Below are 16,610 nucleotides of genomic sequence, written 5' to 3'. Positions count from 1 at the left end.
ATCAGAACCGGCGGTCCACCTGCACCCGCTCCGGCGTGTGCAGGCGCACCATCGTGCGGCCGACGTTCGCCGGCACCCGCGCCCGGGTGGCCAGCGAGACGCCCACCATCAGCCCGAAGCCCACGGGCACCGACCAGACCGCCGGCTGGCTCATGAGCGTGCCCCACCAGCCCTCCACGTCGAGCGCGAGCGTGACGAACGGGGCCGCGCCGGCGCAGATCCCGCCGCCGATCAGGCCCGCGATGGCGCCGGCGGACGTGAGGCCGCGCCACCAGATCCCCAGCACGAGCAGAGGGCAGAAGGTCGAGGCCGCCAGCGCGAACGCGAACACCACCGAGCTGGCCACCGGGATCGGCTCGGCGACGAACGCCAGCAGCAGGGGCACCGCCACGCAGGCCGCCGCCGCGATCCGCAGCGCGGCGATCGAGGAGAGCCGCCCCCGCCACGGCGCGTGGTTGCTCAGGCCCTGCCCGACCACGCCGGCCATGGCCATCGTCACGCCCGACGAGGTGGAGAGGAAGGCTGCGAAGGCCCCGGCCGTCACCAGGGCCGTCAGCGCCTCGCCGGCCGTGCCCTCGATGAGGCGGCTCGGCAGCTCGAGCGCCACCGTGTCGGCGCGACCGGAGTCGATCAGGTCGGTCGCGTAGACGCGTCCGAGGACGCCGTAGAAGGTCGGCAGCAGGTAGAAGACCGAGACCAGGCCGAGCACGATGAGGGTGGTCCGGCGCGCCGCGTGCCCGTCGGGGTTGGTGTAGTAGCGCACCACCACGTGGGGCAGCCCCATCGTGCCGAGGAAGGTCGCCACGATCACGGCGTAGGTCGAGTACATGGTCTGGGGGTTGGCGTCGCCGAGCGGGATCCACCAGTCGCTGGACGCCTGCGCCGCCGGGCGCCCGTCGCGCGACCACGCCAGCAGCAGGAACATCAGCGGGATCAGGAGGGCGGTCAGCTTCAGCCAGTACTGGAACGCCTGGACGAAGGTGATCGAGCGCATGCCGCCCAGGACAACGTTGAGCGTCACGATCACGGCCACCAGCACGGTGCCGACCCAGCGCGGGGCGTCCAGGACGGCCTCCAGGGTCAGTCCGGCGCCCTGGAACTGCGGGAGCAGGTAGAGCCAGCCGACCGCCACGACGAGGGCGGTCGAGACCCGCCGCACCGCCACCGACTGCAGGCGCACCTGGGCGAAGTCGGGGATCGTGTAGGCCCCCGAGCGGCGCAGCGGGGCCGCCACGAACACCAGCAGCAGCAGGTAGCCCGAGGTCCAGCCGATGGAGTACCAGAGCATGTCCGCGCCGTTGACCAGCACGAGTCCGGCGATCCCCAGGTACGAGGCCGCCGAGAGGTACTCGCCGCTGATCGCCGAGCCGTTCAGCGCGGGGGAGACCGAGCGTGACGCGACGTAGAAGTCGCTCGTGGTGCGGCTGATCCGCAGGCCGAACGCGCCGATCGCGAGGGTGGCGATCGACACGAGCGTGACCGCGACGATTCCCCAGGTGGGGCTCATGGCAGGGTGTCGCCCGGTTCGACCAGCAGGGCGAAGAGCCGCTCGACGCGCTCGACGTGGCGCACGTAGAGCCAGCCGAGCAGGATCAGCCCCGCGTGGACGCCGCCGCCGAGCACGAGCCACGGCACCGGGATGCCCAGGACACGGCTGTCGTTGAGACCCGGGACCCACGAGAAGACCAGCGGCAGGCTCACGACGGTGAGCAGCAGCGTGATGGTCACGGTCGCGGCCGCGCGCAGCTGCGAGCGGATGAGCGACTGCATGTAGACCTCGCCGACGCCGGTGGCCTCGTCGATCTCCTGGCCCACCGTGCTGCGCACGTGCGCGGGGGCGCTCGAGAGGGGGCTGGTGATCCGGACCCGGCCGGACTCCCGCGGCTCCTCGGTCACGGCGTGTGCTCGCCGATCAGCTCACGCAGGGCGCGGGTGTGGCGCCGGGCGACCTGCAGCTCGGTGGTGGTGCCTCCGGCCGCCGGGACCACGACGCTGGCGCGGCCCGAGGACATCCGGACCTCGAGAATGTGCGCGCGGTTCACCGCGATGCTGCGGTGGATGCGCAGGAAGCCGGCGTCGGCCCAGTCCTCGGCGAGCGAGGTCAGCGGCGTGCGGATGAGGTGGCTCGCGCCGTCCAGCGTGTGCAGCCGCACGTAGTCGCCCTGGGCCTCGGCATGGGTCACCTTGGAGCGCGAGACGAAGCGGGTGACGCCGGCCAGCTCGACCGCGATCGTGTCGTCGGAGTCGGTGCCCGCGGAGTCGGAGTCGGCCACGGCACGGCGCACGCTCTCGCGCAGGCGCTCCTCGCGGATCGGCTTGAGGAGGTAGTCGACGGCGTTGAGGTCGAACGCCTCCACGGCGTGGGCGTCGTGCGCCGTGACGAAGATGATCTGCGGCGGCGACTTGAACCGGCCGAGCAGCCGAGCGATGTCGATCCCCGTGAGACCGGGCATCGCGATGTCGAGGAACAGCAAGTCGATGTCGCCGGCGTCGAGTCGGCGCAGGGCCTCGGTCCCGGACCGGGCCGTGTCGATCGTGCCGATCCGGTCGTCGCGGCCGAGCAGCCAGACCAACTCGTCCAGCACCGGTTGCTCGTCGTCGACCACCAGCGTCCGCAGTGCGCGCGCCATGGGAGTGAGCCTAGTCACTCTGCGCCTCGTCGGTCTGCTCGGCGTCGCGCCGGGGAGACCGGACGGTCAGTCGAGCACTCCGCGGGCGTGCAGGGCGTCGCCGGTGTCGCGGGCACGGGCGACCACGCGCAGGACGAGCGGGATCGTGCGGGCCCGGATGCTCCGTTCGAGGCCGCGGGCCCGGGCCGCGTCGCGGGTCTCGGCCGCCAGCTCGATCGTGCCGGGGAGCGCGCGCAGCATGAGGGAGAACGTGAGGCCCACGCGGTCGGGGTCGACGCCGAAGCGCCGGAAGGGCCCCAGCGAGCGCACGATGGTGTCCAGCAGGTCGTTGACGGCCGTGGTGGCGGTCAGCACGGTGGCGGCCAGTATCAGCGCCGTCAGGTCGGCGACGACCTCGACGGCGCGCGGCCACCCGTTCTGCCAGGCGTTGAAGGTCAGCAGCAGGACCGCCACGATGACGAAGGGGCGCAACGCCCGCAGGACCGAGCTCGGCGAGAGGCTCCCGAGGGCTGCCAGCGCGAGCGCCAGCACGACGAACCCCACGCCCGTCCACGGTCCCTTGGCGACCAGCACGGCGATCGCGAGCAGGAACAGCCCGACCAGCTTGGGCCCGGGGGACAGGCGGTGGAGCGGCGAGGTCCCCGGCTGGTACATCCCCAGTGGCGTGCTCACGACACGAGCGCCCGGTAGTGGTCGACCGCCGTCGGGGCCGGGCCGTCGAACGCCACCCGACTCTCGTGCACGACGAGGGCCCGATCGCACTGCGCGGCGAGGTCGAGGTCGTGGGTCACCAGCACGAGCTGCTGCGGCAGGCCCAGCAGCACCTCGCCGACGCGGCGGGTGTTCGCCAGGTCCAGGAGGGTGGTCGGCTCGTCCGCCACCAGGACGTCGGGGTCGGTCGCCAGGACGGTGGCGATCGCGAGCAGCTGGCGCTGGCCGCCCGAGAGCGCGTGCACGCTGCGCAGCGCGAGGTTGGCCAGTCCGAAGCGCTCGAGCACCGCCGTGACTGCCCGCTCGCGCTCGGCCTTGTCGCGGTGCTGCTTGCGCAGGGAGAGCGCCACGTCCTCGGCCACGGTCGGCATGACCAGCTGGGCGGCCGGGTCGGTGAAGACGAAGCCGACGCGGCGGCGGACCTCGCGCCCGTCGCGCCGTGTGTCGAGGCCGTCGAGCACCACGCGCCCGCTCGTCGGCTCGACGAGCCCGTTGACGAGCCGGGCGAGGGTGGACTTGCCGGAGCCGTTCGAGCCGATGATCGCGACCCGTCGCTCCGTCAGCCGGACCGAGGTCGGCTCCAGCCGCCCCTCGACGGCTGCCTCGACGAGCTCGATCACTTACGGCGTGCGGGGAGCAGGTCGGGGAACGCGCGGTGCACGGCGGTCGCGACCGTGGCCATGGCGAGGTTCTTGATGACGTCGCCGGGCCAGAACACGATGTCGACCTTGACCGCGGCGGCCAGGCTCATGTCGGCGCGCCAGACCAGGCCCAGGATGCCCAGGGTGTGGATCAGGACGGCGCTGGAGAAGAGGCCCGCGAGGAAGATCAGCGGGATGCTCGTCGCGACCTTGTCGCGGGGCAGCCGCTCGACGATGAAGCCGCACAGCGCGGCGGCGAAGGGGAAGCCGATCAGGTAGCCCATCGTGGGGCCGGCGAACACGGCCAGGCCCGCGGCGCCGCCCGAGAAGACCGGAAGGCCGGCCGCACCCATGGCCAGGTAGAGCAGGACCGCGAGGAAGCCGCGCTTGGCGCCCAGCACGGCGCCGGAGAGCAGGACGGCGAACGTCTGCAGGGTGATCGGCACGATGCCGGCACCCACGTTGATCGCTGGAAGCAGCGCGCACGCGGCGATGAGTGCCGCGAAGGCCGCGATGAGCGCGAGGTCGGTGCCGGTGAGGCGGCGGCGGGTGCTGGTGGTCGTGGTCATGTCGTCTCCTGAACGGTGTTCACCTGAACGGTGTTCAGGCTAGCCGATAGAGTGGCGTCATGGCCAACACCCGTGACGACGTGGTCTCCGGCGCCCTGCGCGTGCTCGACGCCTACGGCCTCGAGTTCTGCTCGATGCGACGCGTCGCGAGCGAGCTCGGGGTGCAGCCCAGTGCGCTCTACCACCACGTCCCGGACAAGCAGACGCTGCTGGCCCTGATGGCCGACCGGATCGTCGCCGGGGTCGAGGTCGGCGACGATGCCGCGAAGGCGGCCCACGCCCTCCGCGAGGCGATGCTGGCCGTGCGTGACGGGGCCGACGTGGTGGCCACCGCCTCGGCCTTCCGGCTCGGCGACTCGCGCATCGAGAACGAGTTGGCGGAGCTCACGACACCGGACCTTGCGCGCACCCTGCTGCTCTACGTGTTCGGGCACACCCAGGCCACCCAGATGCACCGCCAGGCCGCGCAGATCGGCATCCTCGCCGAGGATCCCGACCTGGACGCCTCGTTCGCCCGCGGGCTCGACCTCATCCTGCGCTGACCTCTCGTCCCGCTGCCCTCTCGGTGGCGGGCCGTACCGTCGTGTTCTAATGGGAATGACATTCATTCCCAACAAGGAGCGACGATGACGAGATGGCGACAGGGGCGCCTCGCCCTGGCGGTGCTGGTGGCGGGCTCGGTGCTGGCCGCGTGCGGTGAGTCCGGATCCGGCAGCCCGGAGGAGGCGGACGAGCACGAGGGCCGGGAGGTCTCCGGACCGCGCCTCGTGGTGACGACCGAGGACGAGGTGCTCGTGCTCGAGCGCGACAGCCTCGAGTCCGTGGCAGCGCTCCCGGCAGAGGGCTTCACCCGCGTGAACGCGGCCGGTGACGGGCAGCACGTGTTCGTCTCGACCGAGGACGGGTTCCGCCTGCTCGACACGGGCGTCGAGGCCGAGGCGCACGGTGACCACGCGCACCACCGCGTCACGGGGGACCCCAGCTACGGCGAGACGTACGACGCCGACGAGCCCGGCCACGTCACGGTCAGCGACGGCCGGACGGTGCTCTTCGGGGACGGCGACGGCTCGATCCGGGTGCTCGACTCCGAGGATCCGACCAAGGTCCTCGAGACCAGCGAGACGCCCGAGCCGCACCACGGTGTCGCCGTGAACCTGGGCGGCGACCTCATGCACACCGAGGGCACGGCGGACAGCCGCTCGACGGTCGTCCTGCGCGAGGGAATCGACGGCAGTGAGCTGGCGCGCACCGACGACTGCCCGGGCGTCCACGGCGAGGCGACCGCCGCGGACGGCCGCGCCGTGGTCGGCTGCGAGGACGGCGTGGTCGTGGTCGACCACGGGACGATCACCAAGATCTCCAGCCCCGACGCGTACGGCCGGATCGGCAACCAGGCCGGCAGCCCCGCCTCACCCGTGGTCCTCGGCGACTACAAGGTGGACGCGGACGCCGAGCTCGAGCGTCCCGAGCGGATCAGCCTGATCGACACGGAGAGCCGCAAGCTGCGCCTGGTCGACCTGGGCGCGAGCTACACGTTCCGGTCGCTCGGCCGTGGCCCGGCGGGGGAGGCGCTCGTGCTCGGCACGGACGGCGCCCTGCACGTGATCGATCCCGGGACGGGGAAGGTCACCGACCGGATCGTGGTGATCGACCCGTGGAAGGAGCCGCTCGACTGGCAGCGTCCCCGCCCGACGCTCGCCGTCGACGGGGACACCGCGTGGGTGACCGAGCCGGGCGCCTCGACGGTGCACGAGATCGACCTCGCCGCGGGCCGGGTCGCACGGAGCGTCGAGCTGCCGGGCGTGCCGAACGAGATCGTCTCGGCCGGCGCGCACTGACCGGGGCCGCGCCCCTGCATCCTCACCAGGAGGCGTGCAGGGGGCGGCCCTCGTCGTAGCCGGCGCTGGACTGCAGGCCGACGATGGCGCGGTCGGCGAACTCGGGCAGGGTCCGGGCGCCGGCGTAGGTGAACGACGAGCGCACGCCCGCGGTGATCTGGTCGATCAGGTCCTCGACGCCGGGGGCCTCGGGATCGAGGAACATCCGCGAGGTCGAGATGCCCTCCTCGAACAGCGCCATCCGGGCGCGCTCGAAGCCGGCGGCGTCGCGCGTGCGGTTCGCCACCGCGCGCGACGAGGCCATGCCGAAGGACTCCTTGTACTCGCGGCCGTCGGCCCCGAACTTCAGGTCGCCGGGGCTCTCGTGCGTGCCGGCGAACCACGAGCCGATCATGACGCTGCCCGCGCCGGCTGCGAGCGCCAGCGCGACGTCGCGCGGCCAGCGGACGCCGCCGTCGGCCCACACGTGCGCGCCGAGCTCGGTGGCCGCAGCGGCGCACTCGAGCACGGCCGAGAACTGGGGCCGGCCGACGCCGGTGGCCATCCTGGTCGTGCACATCGCGCCGGGACCCACGCCGACCTTGACGATGTCGGCGCCGGCGGCGACGAGGTCGCGTGCGCCCTCGGCCGAGACCACGTTGCCCGCCGCGATCGGCAGTCGGCGGCCCGTGGCTGCCTCGTGGGCGTCGCGGACCTCGCGCACGAGCGGCAGCGCGTCGAACATCTTGGCCTGGTGGCCGTGGGCGGTGTCGACGACGAGCACGTCGATGCCCACCTCGACGAGAGCCTGCGCCTTGCCGCGCACGTCGCCGTTGATCCCGATCGCCCCGCCGACGACCAGACGGCCGTCGGGGTCGGTGGCCGGGGTGTAGATCGTCGAGCGCAGCGCGCCCTTGCGCGTGAGCACGCCCACGAGCGCACCACCATCGACCACGGGGGCGAACGGGACGTGCTGCTCGGACAGCAGGTTGAACATCTCGCGCACGTCGCCGTCGGACTGCAGCACGAACGGGTCGGTCAGCATGACCTCGCGCACCTGCGCGAAGCGGTCGATCTCGTGGGCCTGGTGCGGCGTGAAGACGCCGACGACCTTCAGCTCGGGACCGCTCAGCGACTCGACCACGACGGCGCCGCCGTGGGCGCGCTTCGGCACGAGGCTCAGCGCCTCGCCGACGGTCATGTTCGGGGTCAGCACGACGGGGGTGTCGAAGACGGTGTGGGCCGCCTTCACGCGGGCGACCGTGTCGGCCACGATGTCGAGCGGGATGTCCTGCGGCAGGATCGCGATGCCGCCGCGGCGGGCGACGGTCTCGGCCATGCGTCGGCCGGAGACGGCGGTCATGTTGGCCACCACGAGCGGCAGGGTGGCGCCGGTGCCGTCGGCGGTGGACAGGTCGACGTCGAAGCGCGATGCCACGTCGGACCGTCCGGGGACCATGAAGACGTCGTTGTACGTCAGGTCGTGGCTGGGCTGCAGATCGTTGAGAAACCTCACCGGTCAAGTCTACGGATCGTCAGTCCACCGTGGTCGGGGTGAACTTCGGGATCCGCAGCGTGACCTTCGTGCCCATCCCGGGCGCCGTCTCCACCACGAGCCCGTGGTCGTTCCCGTAGACCGTACGCAGCCGCTCGTCCACGTTCGCCAGTCCCACCGACGGCGAGCTCGTGCGTCCCGCCAGGGCGGCACGCACGGTCTCGGGGTCCGAGCCCACGCCGTCGTCCTCGATCGAGATGAGGCACTCCGTGCCGGCGTCCTCGGCGATCACCGTCAGCGTCCCGGGGCCCGGCTTGCGCTCGAGCCCGTGACGCACCGCGTTCTCAACCAGCGGCTGCACCGTGAGGAAGGGGACGGTGAGGCTGAGCACCTCCGGGGCCACGCGGGTGATCACGCGCAGGCGGTCGCCGAACCGCGCCTTCTCCAGCACGAGGTAGCGCTCGATCGACCGCAGCTCCTCGGCGAGGGTCGTGTAGTCGCCGTGCTGGCGGAACGAGTACCGGGTGAAGTCGGCGAACTCCAGCAGCAGCTCGCGGGCCCGCTCGGGATCGGTGCGCACGAAGGAGGCGATCGCGCCGAGCGAGTTGTAGATGAAGTGGGGCGAGATCTGCGCCCGGAGCGCCCGCAGCTCGGCCTCCATCAGCGCCGTGCGCGAGGCGGACAGCTCGGCCAGCTCCAGCTGGCTGGAGACCCAGCCGGCCACCTCGGTGGTGGTGCGGGCGAGGCCCGCCGAGGCGCTGTCGTCGACCACCACGATGCTGCCGACGACCCTGCCCTCCACCGACAGCGGAGCGACGATGACGCGGTTCGACGCCTGCGTGCGCCCGTGCTCCAGCGCCACGGCGACGAGGTGGGCGGTGTGCTCGGTCTCGTCGCGACCGGCCCAGCCGAGCGGCCCGTGGGTGTCGGTGATGCCCACCGTCGGCGAGCCGATCAGCTGGCGCAGGTGCGGCAGGGCCCGGCCGACGCTCTCGGCGTCGAGCCCCGATCGCAGCGCGGGCGCGGCGAGGGCCGCCGTGTGGAGGGTCTCGTAGGTGGCTCGGTCCTCCGCCGACCCGAGGCTGCGGCGACGGCTCAGCAGCACCCACCGCGTGAGCAGGGCCAGACCGGCCAGCACGGCGACGACCGCCACCGCGATCGCGAGGTCGAGGGGGCTCACGTCAGTCCAGGGAGAGCAGGATCGCGTCCGGCGGATCCGGCTCGCCGGCCAGCGCGGACTTGTCCACGACGGCGCGGACGCACCGGGTCTCGTGCCGCAGACGCAGCTTCGCGGCGCCCGACGCGTACTCGCGCCACAGGTCGTGCACCGCGCCGAGGGCCGACTCGGGCACGGTCGCGCGGCGGGTCTGCTCGGCGAAGCGCAGCAGGTGGGCCAGGTCGAGCTCCTCCCAGGCGTTGAAGACCTCGACCTCGGGGGGACCGAACAGCCCCGACGCCGAGAACGTGTCGACGGCCGGCTCGGGGGCGTCGGGGTCGCCCGTGATCGCCCGCAGGCGGCGCATCCAGGGGATGGAGTCGTCGTAGCGCCGGCTCATGCTCGAGAGCAGCCCGCCGGGGACCAGCACCCGCGCGTACTCGGCCAGCGCGGAGGGCGACTCCTCGAAGAACGGGGTGATCACGACGTCGAAGGTGTTCGAGCGCAGGGGCAGCCGGTCGCCGCCGGAGCGGATGTACGACAGGTCGGGGTTGCGGACCTGCTCGACGTCGTCGCCCAGGACGGTGACGTCGTGGCCCTGCTCGGCGAGCTCGTAGGCCAGGCCGCCGTCGCCGAGGTGCAGCACCGTGGAGAGGCGGTCGCCCACCATCCACTTGGCCGCGCGCGCTGCGGGGATGACGTCCACGTTCCGAGGCTACCGCCGGTCACGCCCGGCGCCCGGAGGCGTGCTGGGTACGCTGCCTGCGTGTCAGATCCGTTCATCGCAGCCGCGTCCCTCGAGGGCGTTCCGTCGGCGTTCCGCGCCGCCCGCGACGGGATGGACGCCGTCCTGCGCGACCGTGGCCTGCGCCGCAGCACGCCCGACGACACGGCGCGATCGCTGCTGATCGGCGCCTGGGCCACGGCCACGCTGGAGGGCAGCGAGTGCGAGCTCGACGAGCTCGCTTCCGGCGGGGGCGACGCCACGGCCCGAGCGGCGGTGCGGCTGTCCACCGAGCTGCTCGGCCTGCTGCCCACGTGGCAGCGCTCGCCGGTGCAGGCGATGGCCCGGATGCACGCCCTCGCGGCCGCCGGCTCGGTGCCCGACGACGACCTCGGCCGTCCGGTGAACCCGGCCGGGACGGCGCGGCTGACCCAGCTGGCCTCGCTGCTGGGCGCGAAGACCGAGGCGCCGGCCCTCGTGGTGGCCGCGCTCGTGCACGCCGAGATCGCCTCCGCGGGCGCGTTCGTCTCGCACAACGGCGTGGTGGCGCGTGCGGCAGAGCGGCTCGTGATGCTCGCGCGCGGGGTGGATCCCGCGTCGGTCACCGTGCCGGAGGCCGGTCACGTGGCTGCGGCCCCCGACTACTTCGCGGCGCTGGAGGCCTACGGGGCCGAGGAGGCGGGCGTCCACCGCTGGCTGCTCTACGCCGCGGAGGCGTTCACGCGCGGTGCCGAGGCCTCTCCGCTCGCCTCGCGCTGAGGCTCTGGAGCCGGGCACAGGACGACGGCGTCGGGGCTGGCCCGACGCCGTCGTGAAAGTCCGCATCTCGGCTACCAAGCGTGCCTTCGTCAATCATCGCCTCGGGGCCGGCATCGTGAACGACGGCGGGTGTCCCGTCTGCGATTGCCCTGTGGAAGGGAGATCGCCGCGTGGGTACCTTGCTGCGGACTGCTCTGGAATTCTGCCTCCAGCGTGCCTCACTGTGACCTGAATCACAAGGGACTTCGGCGCACGGTGACGTCGGATCACAGGGCTTCGCGCGGGCGGCGACGGATCGCCGCCGTGATCCCGAGGGCCAGCAGCGAGGCGGAGGCCGCGATCCCGCCGAGTGCCATCGCCTTGCCCGTGGTGGTCTCGGGGACGAGGCGCGAGCGCAGCGCCGTGGGCCGCTCGAAGGTCAGGATCGGCCAGCCCTCCTCGACGGCGCGGCGGCGCAGTCCCTTGTCCGGATTCACGGCGAAGGGATGGCCGACCGCCTCCAGCATCGGGATGTCGGTCTCGGAGTCGGAGTAGCCGAAGCTGTGGTCGAGGTCGTAGCCCTGGGTGGCGGCGAGCTCGCGCATCGCGGTGACCTTGTTGGGCCCGTACGAGTAGTGCAGGACCTTGCCCGAGTAGCGGCCGTCGACCTCCTCGAGCCGGGTGGCGATCGCGTGCGTGGCGCCCAGCATCTCGGCGATGGGCTCGACCATCTCGGACCCGGACGCCGAGACGATGATGACGTCGTGGCCCGCCTCGCGGTGCTCCTCGATGAGGTCGAGCGCCTCGGAGTAGACCAGCGGCTCGATCACGTCGTGCAGGGCCTCGCGAACGATCTGGCGCACCGTGACCGCGTCCCAGCCGGTGACCATCGCGCTGATCTCGTCGCGCATCCGCTCCAGCATGTCGTGGTCGGCACCGCCGGTGCTGAAGACGAGCTGGGCGTAGGCGCTGCGCAGGACCGCGCGCCGGCTGAGCAGTCCCTCGGCGAAGAGGGACTTGCTGAAGGCAAGCGTGCTGGACCTCGCGATGATGGTCTTGTCGAGGTCGAAGAACGCGGCGGGACGTCCCGCGGGAGTCGCCATGTGCCCCAGCGTAGGCGCTCGCACCCGCAGGATGCGGGCATTCGTCCACAGCCTGCGTCACACTCGTCGCACCGTCCACAGGCCCGGCGCGACCCCTCCCGCTCCACCCGGCGGCCCACGAGGGTGGGGTGATGGACATACGCGAACTCGCCGCCGCACCCCTGGTGGTCACCCATGACGAGTCCTTCGCGGAGAGTGCGCGGCGCTGGTGCGCCGCCGCCGGGCGCGAGCCCGAGACCCTGGAGGCAGCGCAGGACGTCCGCCGCGCGTGGCGGTCTGCATCCGCCGTGCTCGTCGACGCGCGCAGTCTCGAGGCGTTGCTGGCCGTGGACCTGCCGCGACGTGACGAGGTGGTGGTCGTCGCCGAGGACCCGCGCGAGGCGTGGCGTCCTGCCCTCGACCTGGGCGCGCGCGACGTGCTGGCCGACCACGAGGACGCCGCGATCGTGGGGGCTCTGGTGCGCGCGCTCGACGGCTCGGGGGAGGCGTGCGCGATAGCGGTGGTCGGGGCGTGCGGTGGGGTCGGCGCGTCCACGCTGGCCGCGGCCACCGCCGGTCTGGCGGCGCGGCGCGACCTGAGGCCGGTGCTCGTCGACGGCGACCCGATGGGAGGCGGGCTCGATCTCGTCACGGGCGCCGAGGCCGTCGACGGGTCACGCTGGAACGACCTCGACGGGGCGGTGGGCCACGTGGGCGCGGCCGAGCTCGTCGAGAACCTGCCCGTCCACCGAGGCCTCGCGCTCGTGTCGTTCGGCCGGGCCGGTCGACCGGTCCACGGCAGCGCACCGGTGATCAGCGCCGCGATGCGAGGGTTCGACGTCGTGGTCGCCGACGTGCCCCGCCACCTGGACGACCTCGGTCGCGAGCTGGTGTCGCGCTCGGTGCTCACGGTGGTCGTCGTGCCACGACGGCTCCGAGGCCTGGTGGCGGCGCGGGCCCTGGTCGACAGGCTCGCGTCATGGTCGGGTGCGGTCGCGATCGTCACCCGGCCGGCGCCCTCGGGGATGCCGGCGGCTGCCGTCGGCAAGGAGCTGGGTCTGCCGGTGCTGGCCGACCTCGGCACCTCACGAAGGCTGGCGGCCGACCTCGAGCACGGCCTCGGCCCGATGCACGCCCGCACCGTGGTGGGTGCGGCGCGCCGGGTGCTCGACACGGTCGGGCTGCGGTGAGCGGGGTCCGTGCCGAGGTGGTCGAACGGGTCCGCCGACGGCTGGCCGCGTCGGGCGCCGAGCCCACACCGCACTCGGTGGCCGAGGCGTTGCGTGCCGAGGACCAGCTGTGGGGAACCACCACGGTGCTCGCGATCGTCGAGCAGCTCCGCAGCGAGGTGCTGGGCGCCGGGGTGCTGCAACCGTTGCTTGACCTGCCGGGTGTCACCGACGTCCTCGTGAACGGTGCTGACGGGGTCTACGTCGATGCGGGCGACGGCCTGGTGCTGCGGCCCGACGTCACCTTCGCCGACGAGCCCACGGTGCGCCGGCTGGCCCAGCGGCTCGCGGCCACCGCCGGACGCCGGCTCGACGACGCCTCGCCGTGGGTCGACGGCCGTCTCGGCGACGGCACCCGGTTGCACGCCGTGCTGTCGCCGGTGGCGCGCACGGGCACCGTGATCTCACTGCGCGTGCCACCCCGGGCAGCGATGACCCTCGCCGAGCTGGAAGTGGGCGGGTCCGTCGCGCCGCCGATGGCCGACGCCCTGCGTGACCTGGTCGCCACGCGCCGCAGCTTCCTTGTCACGGGCGGCACGGGGACCGGGAAGACCACGGTCCTCGCGGCCCTCCTCGGGCTGGTGCCGGTCGAGCAGCGGATCGTGGTGGTCGAGGACTCCGACGAGCTGCGGCCGCGCCACCCGCACGTCGTCGGGCTCGTCGCCCGGCCGCCGAACGTCGAGGGTGCGGGCACCGTCGGGCTCCGCGATCTCGTCCGCCAGGCGCTGCGCATGCGCCCGGACCGCATCGTGGTGGGCGAGGTGCGCGGCGCCGAGGTCGTCGACCTCCTGGCGGCGCTCAACACCGGTCACGAGGGTGGCTGTGGCACGGTGCACGCGAACGCACCCGACGACGTCCCGGCCCGGATGGAGGCGCTCGGCATCGCGGCCGGGCTCACTCGCGACGCGGTCCACGCCCAGGTCGCCGCCGGCCTCGACGCCGTCGTCCACGTCGCCCGCCACGCCGACGGGCGGCGCGAGGTCGCCGCGCTGGCCGACCTCGGCACCGACCAGCGCGGCCGGTTGCTCGTGCGACCCCGGCTGCGGGTCCACCGTGGCCGGCCCGTCGACCCGTGAGGGAGGTCGGTGCGCTGCTGGCGGTGGCGGCGGTGCTGGTCTGGCGGCCGCCGTGGGCGTGGGTGCGGCTGCGGACGGAACGGGGCGCGCGACGACGGCCCGGTCCGCGATCGTTCCTCGCACTGGCGGGCCTCGGCTCGGCGCTCAGCCTGTCCACCCTCCCGCCGGCGCCCACGATCCTTGCCTGGACCGGCATGGCGGTGGCCGTGGCCGCTGGCGTCCGGTACGCCAGGTCGCGAGCGCGCCTCGCCCGCCTCGCCGTCCGGGACGAGTGCCAGCTGGTGATCGACGGGCTCGTCGGCGAGCTCCGCAGCGGAATCCCGCCGGCGACGGCCGTGCAGCGGCTCGAGGGCGAGGCGCCGATCCTGCGTCCCGCTGCGATGGCGGCGATGACCGGAGGCGATGTGGCGGCCGCCCTGGTGGAGGTCGGTCGCCGCCCGGGTGCTGGCTCGCTCGGGTCGCTCGGCCAGGCCTGGGCGGTGTCGCAGGCGTGCGGTGTGCCGCTCGCCGACACGCTCGAGCGCGTGCGCGAGGCGGCGCGGGAAGAGCATGAGCTCGACCGCGAGCTCTCCACCGGTGTCGCCCCGGCGCGCGCGACCGCCCTGCTGGTGATCGCGATGCCGCCCCTGGGGCTCGGCCTGGGTACCGGACTCGGGGTCGACCCGTTGCGGGTCGTCACCACCACGACCGCCGGGGCACTCTGCGTCGCGCTCGGTGTCGCCTTCGCGGTCGCCGGGGTGCTGTGGATCGAGCGGATCGCCGACCGTCTCGAGGCCGGCGGATGATCGCGGGCATGCTGGTCGCGTGCGCGCTGCTGCTCGTGGTGCCCGGACCGGCGCGGCGGCGCCGTCGACGACTTCGCCGTGACGCACCTCCGCGGCGGCTCGACCGCGCCGTGCTCGTCGCGGCCTGCGTCCCGCTGGCCGGATGGATGGTCTTCGGGAGCATCGGGCTGCTGGCCGGTGTCGCCGCCGCGCCCCTCGTGCACCGGCACGTGGGGCGCTGGGAGTCCGTGGGCGAGACGCGGCGCAGGGTCCTGCTCATCCGGGGAGCCCCGCTGGCGCTCGACCTGGTGGCGGCGGTGCTCGCGGCGGGCCGGTCGCCGCACGAGGCCGTCATCGCGGTCGCGACCCAAACGCCCGGTCCCGTGGGTCACGAGCTGACTGCACTCGCCCACCGTGTGCGGCTGGCGGCGGACCCGGCGACGGCGTGGAGATCACTCGACGGCGACGTCCTCGAGCCGGTCGGGCGCGCGTTCGCGCGGGCGGAGGCTTCCGGAGCCGCCGTCGTCCCGCTGATCCGCGACGCCGCCGAGGACCTCCGGCGTGCCGATCGCGCGCAGCGGCGCGAGGCGGTGGGACGGGTCGGGGTCCGCACCACCCTGCCGATGGGGCTGTGCCTGCTGCCGGCGTTCGTCCTGGTCGGTGTGGCGCCGACGGTGCTCGCGGTCCTCGGCTCGGTCCGCTTCTGAGTTGTCCCCATGCGGAGCCCACGCCATCGGGCTTGTCCCCAGCCCGCCGCGGCCACCGCACTTCCGGGCAGCAGCAGCCCATCTTCGGGTGTCACATCATCCGTTGGAAGGACACCCATGAAGTTGATCACTGCCCTGCGCCGCCACGTCGACCGAGCCGACGAGCGGGGCATGAGCACGTCCGAGTACGCCGTCGGAACGCTGGGCGCCTGCACGATCGGTGGCGTCCTGGTGAAGGTCGGCCAGTCCGAGTGGTTCGGCGAGCTGGTCCAGGACCTCATCAGCCGGATCCCCGACCTGCTGCCGTTCTGACCCCCGTGGCCGCGGCACCCCGCGCGGGTGCCGCGGCCACCCCACCCCGGAGGAGGGACATGCACCGTCTTCACCGCACCGCCACGGACGAGCAAGGCCAGGTGACGGCCGAGTTCGCCGTGGGCGCCCTCGGCGCCGTCACGATCGCGGGCGTCATCCTGGGCGGCCCCGAGGCGGTCGTCGGCCGGTGGGCGCGCTCGTTCGTCGCCGAGCAGCTCACGCGAGCCCTCGCCTCGCCCCTGCCCGATCTCGTCCCATGGCCGTGGTGAGGCGCACCGAGCGCGGCATGGTCACCGCCGAGACGGTGGTCGTGCTGCCGTTCGTCGTGCTGGTGGCCTTCGTGCTGGTCTGGGTCGTCTCGCTGGGTGTCACCCAGATTCTGGTGTCCGACGCCTCGCGTGAGGCGGCGCGCCTCATCGCTCGCGGCCAGCCGGTCGACGAGGCCCGCAGGGCGGTCGAGCAGGCCGTGCCCGGCTCGCGGGTACGCGTCTCGGTCGAGGACGGCCGGGCCGGCGTCACCGTGAGGTACCGGGCACGACTGCCGCTCGTGCCGCGGGTCCGACTCGACCTGGAGGGCCGATCCGTGGCGGTCGTCGAGTGAGGCCCGAACGTGGCTCGGCGACGGTGCAGGCCCTCGCCGTCGTCGCGCTGCTGACCCTCGTGGCGTTCACGTGCCTGCAGGTGGCGCTGGCCGTCTCGTTGCGGCAACGAGCCGCAGCGGCCGCCGACCTGTCGGCACTCGCCGCGTCGCGTGCCAGCGTCGAGGGGGAGGAGCCCTGCGAGGCCGCCCGCTCGGTGGCGGCCGAGAACGGCGCGCGGTTGCGGGCGTGCCGGATGGACGCCGACGTCGCCACGGTCACCGCACGAGCCGAGGGCCCGCGCTGGTCGATCGGGCGCTGGATGTCCGACCAGCGGGCCCGCGCCGCCCCCGCCTGGTACCTCGAGTGAGGCCGGCGGGG

General features: G+C 73.5%; 21 protein-coding genes. 11 read left to right on the top strand and 10 right to left on the bottom strand.

Annotation, left to right across the window (positions count from 1 at the left end; translation table 11 throughout):
• Position 1: 1 nt before the first annotated feature.
• The 6 genes from H1W00_RS02335 to H1W00_RS02310 form a co-directional block, all read right to left on the bottom strand.
• Entirely contained in the window at positions 2–1,507 is a 1,506-nt protein-coding gene (locus tag H1W00_RS02335) for a sodium/solute symporter (RefSeq protein WP_181753289.1), read from the bottom strand.
• The gene (locus tag H1W00_RS02330) at positions 1,504–1,896 is read right to left on the bottom strand and encodes a DUF485 domain-containing protein (protein ID WP_181753287.1); all 393 of its coding nucleotides are present in this window, start codon (positions 1,894–1,896) and stop codon (positions 1,504–1,506) included. Before H1W00_RS02330 ends, H1W00_RS02335 begins: the two co-directional genes overlap by 4 nt.
• Complete coding sequence (locus H1W00_RS02325; RefSeq protein WP_181753285.1) at positions 1,893–2,630, bottom strand: LytR/AlgR family response regulator transcription factor; 738 nt, start codon at positions 2,628–2,630, stop codon at positions 1,893–1,895. The genes H1W00_RS02330 and H1W00_RS02325 overlap by 4 nt, the downstream gene beginning before the upstream one ends.
• A gap of 66 nt (positions 2,631–2,696) precedes the next feature.
• Positions 2,697–3,302 carry an energy-coupling factor transporter transmembrane component T family protein gene (locus H1W00_RS02320; RefSeq protein ID WP_338072801.1) on the bottom strand — a complete coding sequence of 202 codons (606 nt, stop codon included), beginning with the start codon at positions 3,300–3,302 and terminating at the stop codon, positions 2,697–2,699.
• Positions 3,299–3,961, bottom strand: coding sequence for an ATP-binding cassette domain-containing protein (locus H1W00_RS02315; RefSeq protein WP_181753284.1), 663 nt, complete (start codon positions 3,959–3,961; stop codon positions 3,299–3,301). The genes H1W00_RS02320 and H1W00_RS02315 overlap by 4 nt, the downstream gene beginning before the upstream one ends.
• Positions 3,958–4,551 carry a biotin transporter BioY gene (locus H1W00_RS02310; RefSeq protein ID WP_181753282.1) on the bottom strand — a complete coding sequence of 198 codons (594 nt, stop codon included), beginning with the start codon at positions 4,549–4,551 and terminating at the stop codon, positions 3,958–3,960. The genes H1W00_RS02315 and H1W00_RS02310 overlap by 4 nt, the downstream gene beginning before the upstream one ends.
• 59 nt (positions 4,552–4,610) lie before the next feature.
• Here H1W00_RS02310 and H1W00_RS02305 point away from each other — a divergent pair, with 59 nt between their 5' ends.
• Positions 4,611–5,093, top strand: a complete 483-nt coding sequence (locus H1W00_RS02305) for a TetR/AcrR family transcriptional regulator (protein WP_181753280.1) — start codon at positions 4,611–4,613, stop codon at positions 5,091–5,093.
• A gap of 84 nt (positions 5,094–5,177) precedes the next feature.
• Positions 5,178–6,389: a hypothetical protein gene (locus H1W00_RS02300; protein ID WP_181753278.1), complete on the top strand. Its 1,212-nt coding sequence runs from the start codon at positions 5,178–5,180 to the stop codon at positions 6,387–6,389.
• Between the two features lie 22 nt (positions 6,390–6,411).
• On the opposite strand, the gene H1W00_RS02295 is transcribed toward H1W00_RS02300, so the two are convergent.
• Genes H1W00_RS02295 through H1W00_RS02285 form a run of 3 tightly spaced genes read right to left on the bottom strand, consistent with a single transcriptional unit; the run spans position 6,412 to position 9,725 of the window.
• Entirely contained in the window at positions 6,412–7,884 is a 1,473-nt protein-coding gene (locus H1W00_RS02295; RefSeq protein ID WP_181753276.1) for a GuaB1 family IMP dehydrogenase-related protein, read from the bottom strand.
• A 19-nt stretch (positions 7,885–7,903) separates the two neighbouring features.
• Positions 7,904–9,043 carry a sensor histidine kinase gene (locus H1W00_RS02290; protein ID WP_313601263.1) on the bottom strand — a complete coding sequence of 380 codons (1,140 nt, stop codon included), beginning with the start codon at positions 9,041–9,043 and terminating at the stop codon, positions 7,904–7,906.
• Position 9,044: 1 nt separating this feature from the next.
• Positions 9,045–9,725: a methyltransferase domain-containing protein gene (locus H1W00_RS02285; protein ID WP_181753274.1), complete on the bottom strand. Its 681-nt coding sequence runs from the start codon at positions 9,723–9,725 to the stop codon at positions 9,045–9,047.
• A gap of 60 nt (positions 9,726–9,785) precedes the next feature.
• Here H1W00_RS02285 and H1W00_RS02280 point away from each other — a divergent pair, with 60 nt between their 5' ends.
• The gene (locus H1W00_RS02280; RefSeq protein ID WP_181753273.1) at positions 9,786–10,502 is read left to right on the top strand and encodes a Fic family protein; all 717 of its coding nucleotides are present in this window, start codon (positions 9,786–9,788) and stop codon (positions 10,500–10,502) included.
• 266 nt (positions 10,503–10,768) lie between these two features.
• On the opposite strand, the gene H1W00_RS02275 is transcribed toward H1W00_RS02280, so the two are convergent.
• Positions 10,769–11,584, bottom strand: a complete 816-nt coding sequence (locus H1W00_RS02275; protein WP_181753270.1) for an HAD family hydrolase — start codon at positions 11,582–11,584, stop codon at positions 10,769–10,771.
• Between the two features lie 131 nt (positions 11,585–11,715).
• On the opposite strand from H1W00_RS02275, the gene ssd reads away from it, so the two are divergent.
• From ssd to H1W00_RS02240, 8 genes are all read left to right on the top strand, one after another.
• Entirely contained in the window at positions 11,716–12,753 is a 1,038-nt protein-coding gene (gene ssd / locus H1W00_RS16235) for a septum site-determining protein Ssd (RefSeq protein WP_206679953.1), read from the top strand.
• Positions 12,750–13,868: a TadA family conjugal transfer-associated ATPase gene (locus tag H1W00_RS02270; RefSeq protein ID WP_338072800.1), complete on the top strand. Its 1,119-nt coding sequence runs from the start codon at positions 12,750–12,752 to the stop codon at positions 13,866–13,868. Before ssd ends, H1W00_RS02270 begins: the two co-directional genes overlap by 4 nt.
• Positions 13,865–14,653, top strand: a complete 789-nt coding sequence (locus H1W00_RS02265) for a type II secretion system F family protein (protein WP_181753266.1) — start codon at positions 13,865–13,867, stop codon at positions 14,651–14,653. Before H1W00_RS02270 ends, H1W00_RS02265 begins: the two co-directional genes overlap by 4 nt.
• A gap of 8 nt (positions 14,654–14,661) precedes the next feature.
• A complete protein-coding gene (locus H1W00_RS02260) occupies positions 14,662–15,339 on the top strand; it encodes a type II secretion system F family protein (protein ID WP_181753264.1) in 678 nt (225 codons plus the stop codon).
• 117 nt (positions 15,340–15,456) lie between these two features.
• Complete coding sequence (locus tag H1W00_RS02255) at positions 15,457–15,651, top strand: DUF4244 domain-containing protein (RefSeq protein ID WP_181753262.1); 195 nt, start codon at positions 15,457–15,459, stop codon at positions 15,649–15,651.
• Positions 15,652–15,710: 59 nt separating this feature from the next.
• Complete coding sequence (locus tag H1W00_RS02250; RefSeq protein ID WP_181753260.1) at positions 15,711–15,920, top strand: DUF4244 domain-containing protein; 210 nt, start codon at positions 15,711–15,713, stop codon at positions 15,918–15,920.
• Positions 15,917–16,252: a TadE family type IV pilus minor pilin gene (locus H1W00_RS02245; RefSeq protein ID WP_181753258.1), complete on the top strand. Its 336-nt coding sequence runs from the start codon at positions 15,917–15,919 to the stop codon at positions 16,250–16,252. Before H1W00_RS02250 ends, H1W00_RS02245 begins: the two co-directional genes overlap by 4 nt.
• Complete coding sequence (locus H1W00_RS02240) at positions 16,249–16,599, top strand: Rv3654c family TadE-like protein (protein ID WP_181753256.1); 351 nt, start codon at positions 16,249–16,251, stop codon at positions 16,597–16,599. Before H1W00_RS02245 ends, H1W00_RS02240 begins: the two co-directional genes overlap by 4 nt.
• Positions 16,600–16,610 lie beyond the last annotated feature (11 nt).

This window comes from Aeromicrobium phoceense, from assembly GCF_013868155.1.
Classification (GTDB): domain Bacteria; phylum Actinomycetota; class Actinomycetes; order Propionibacteriales; family Nocardioidaceae; genus Aeromicrobium; species Aeromicrobium phoceense.
This window is presented reverse-complemented; position numbering and strand designations above follow the sequence as displayed.

Coding starts and splice junctions, on each gene's coding strand:
- H1W00_RS02335 (WP_181753289.1), bottom strand. CDS start 1,507: ATGAGCCCCACCTGGGGAATCGTCGCGGTCACGCTCGTGTCGATCGCC.
- H1W00_RS02325 (WP_181753285.1), bottom strand. CDS start 2,630: ATGGCGCGCGCACTGCGGACGCTGGTGGTCGACGACGAGCAACCGGTG.
- H1W00_RS02310 (WP_181753282.1), bottom strand. CDS start 4,551: ATGACCACGACCACCAGCACCCGCCGCCGCCTCACCGGCACCGACCTC.
- H1W00_RS02305 (WP_181753280.1), top strand. CDS start 4,611: ATGGCCAACACCCGTGACGACGTGGTCTCCGGCGCCCTGCGCGTGCTC.
- H1W00_RS02300 (WP_181753278.1), top strand. CDS start 5,178: ATGACGAGATGGCGACAGGGGCGCCTCGCCCTGGCGGTGCTGGTGGCG.
- H1W00_RS02275 (WP_181753270.1), bottom strand. CDS start 11,584: ATGGCGACTCCCGCGGGACGTCCCGCCGCGTTCTTCGACCTCGACAAG.
- ssd (WP_206679953.1), top strand. CDS start 11,716: ATGGACATACGCGAACTCGCCGCCGCACCCCTGGTGGTCACCCATGAC.
- H1W00_RS02260 (WP_181753264.1), top strand. CDS start 14,662: ATGCTGGTCGCGTGCGCGCTGCTGCTCGTGGTGCCCGGACCGGCGCGG.
- H1W00_RS02255 (WP_181753262.1), top strand. CDS start 15,457: ATGAAGTTGATCACTGCCCTGCGCCGCCACGTCGACCGAGCCGACGAG.
- H1W00_RS02250 (WP_181753260.1), top strand. CDS start 15,711: ATGCACCGTCTTCACCGCACCGCCACGGACGAGCAAGGCCAGGTGACG.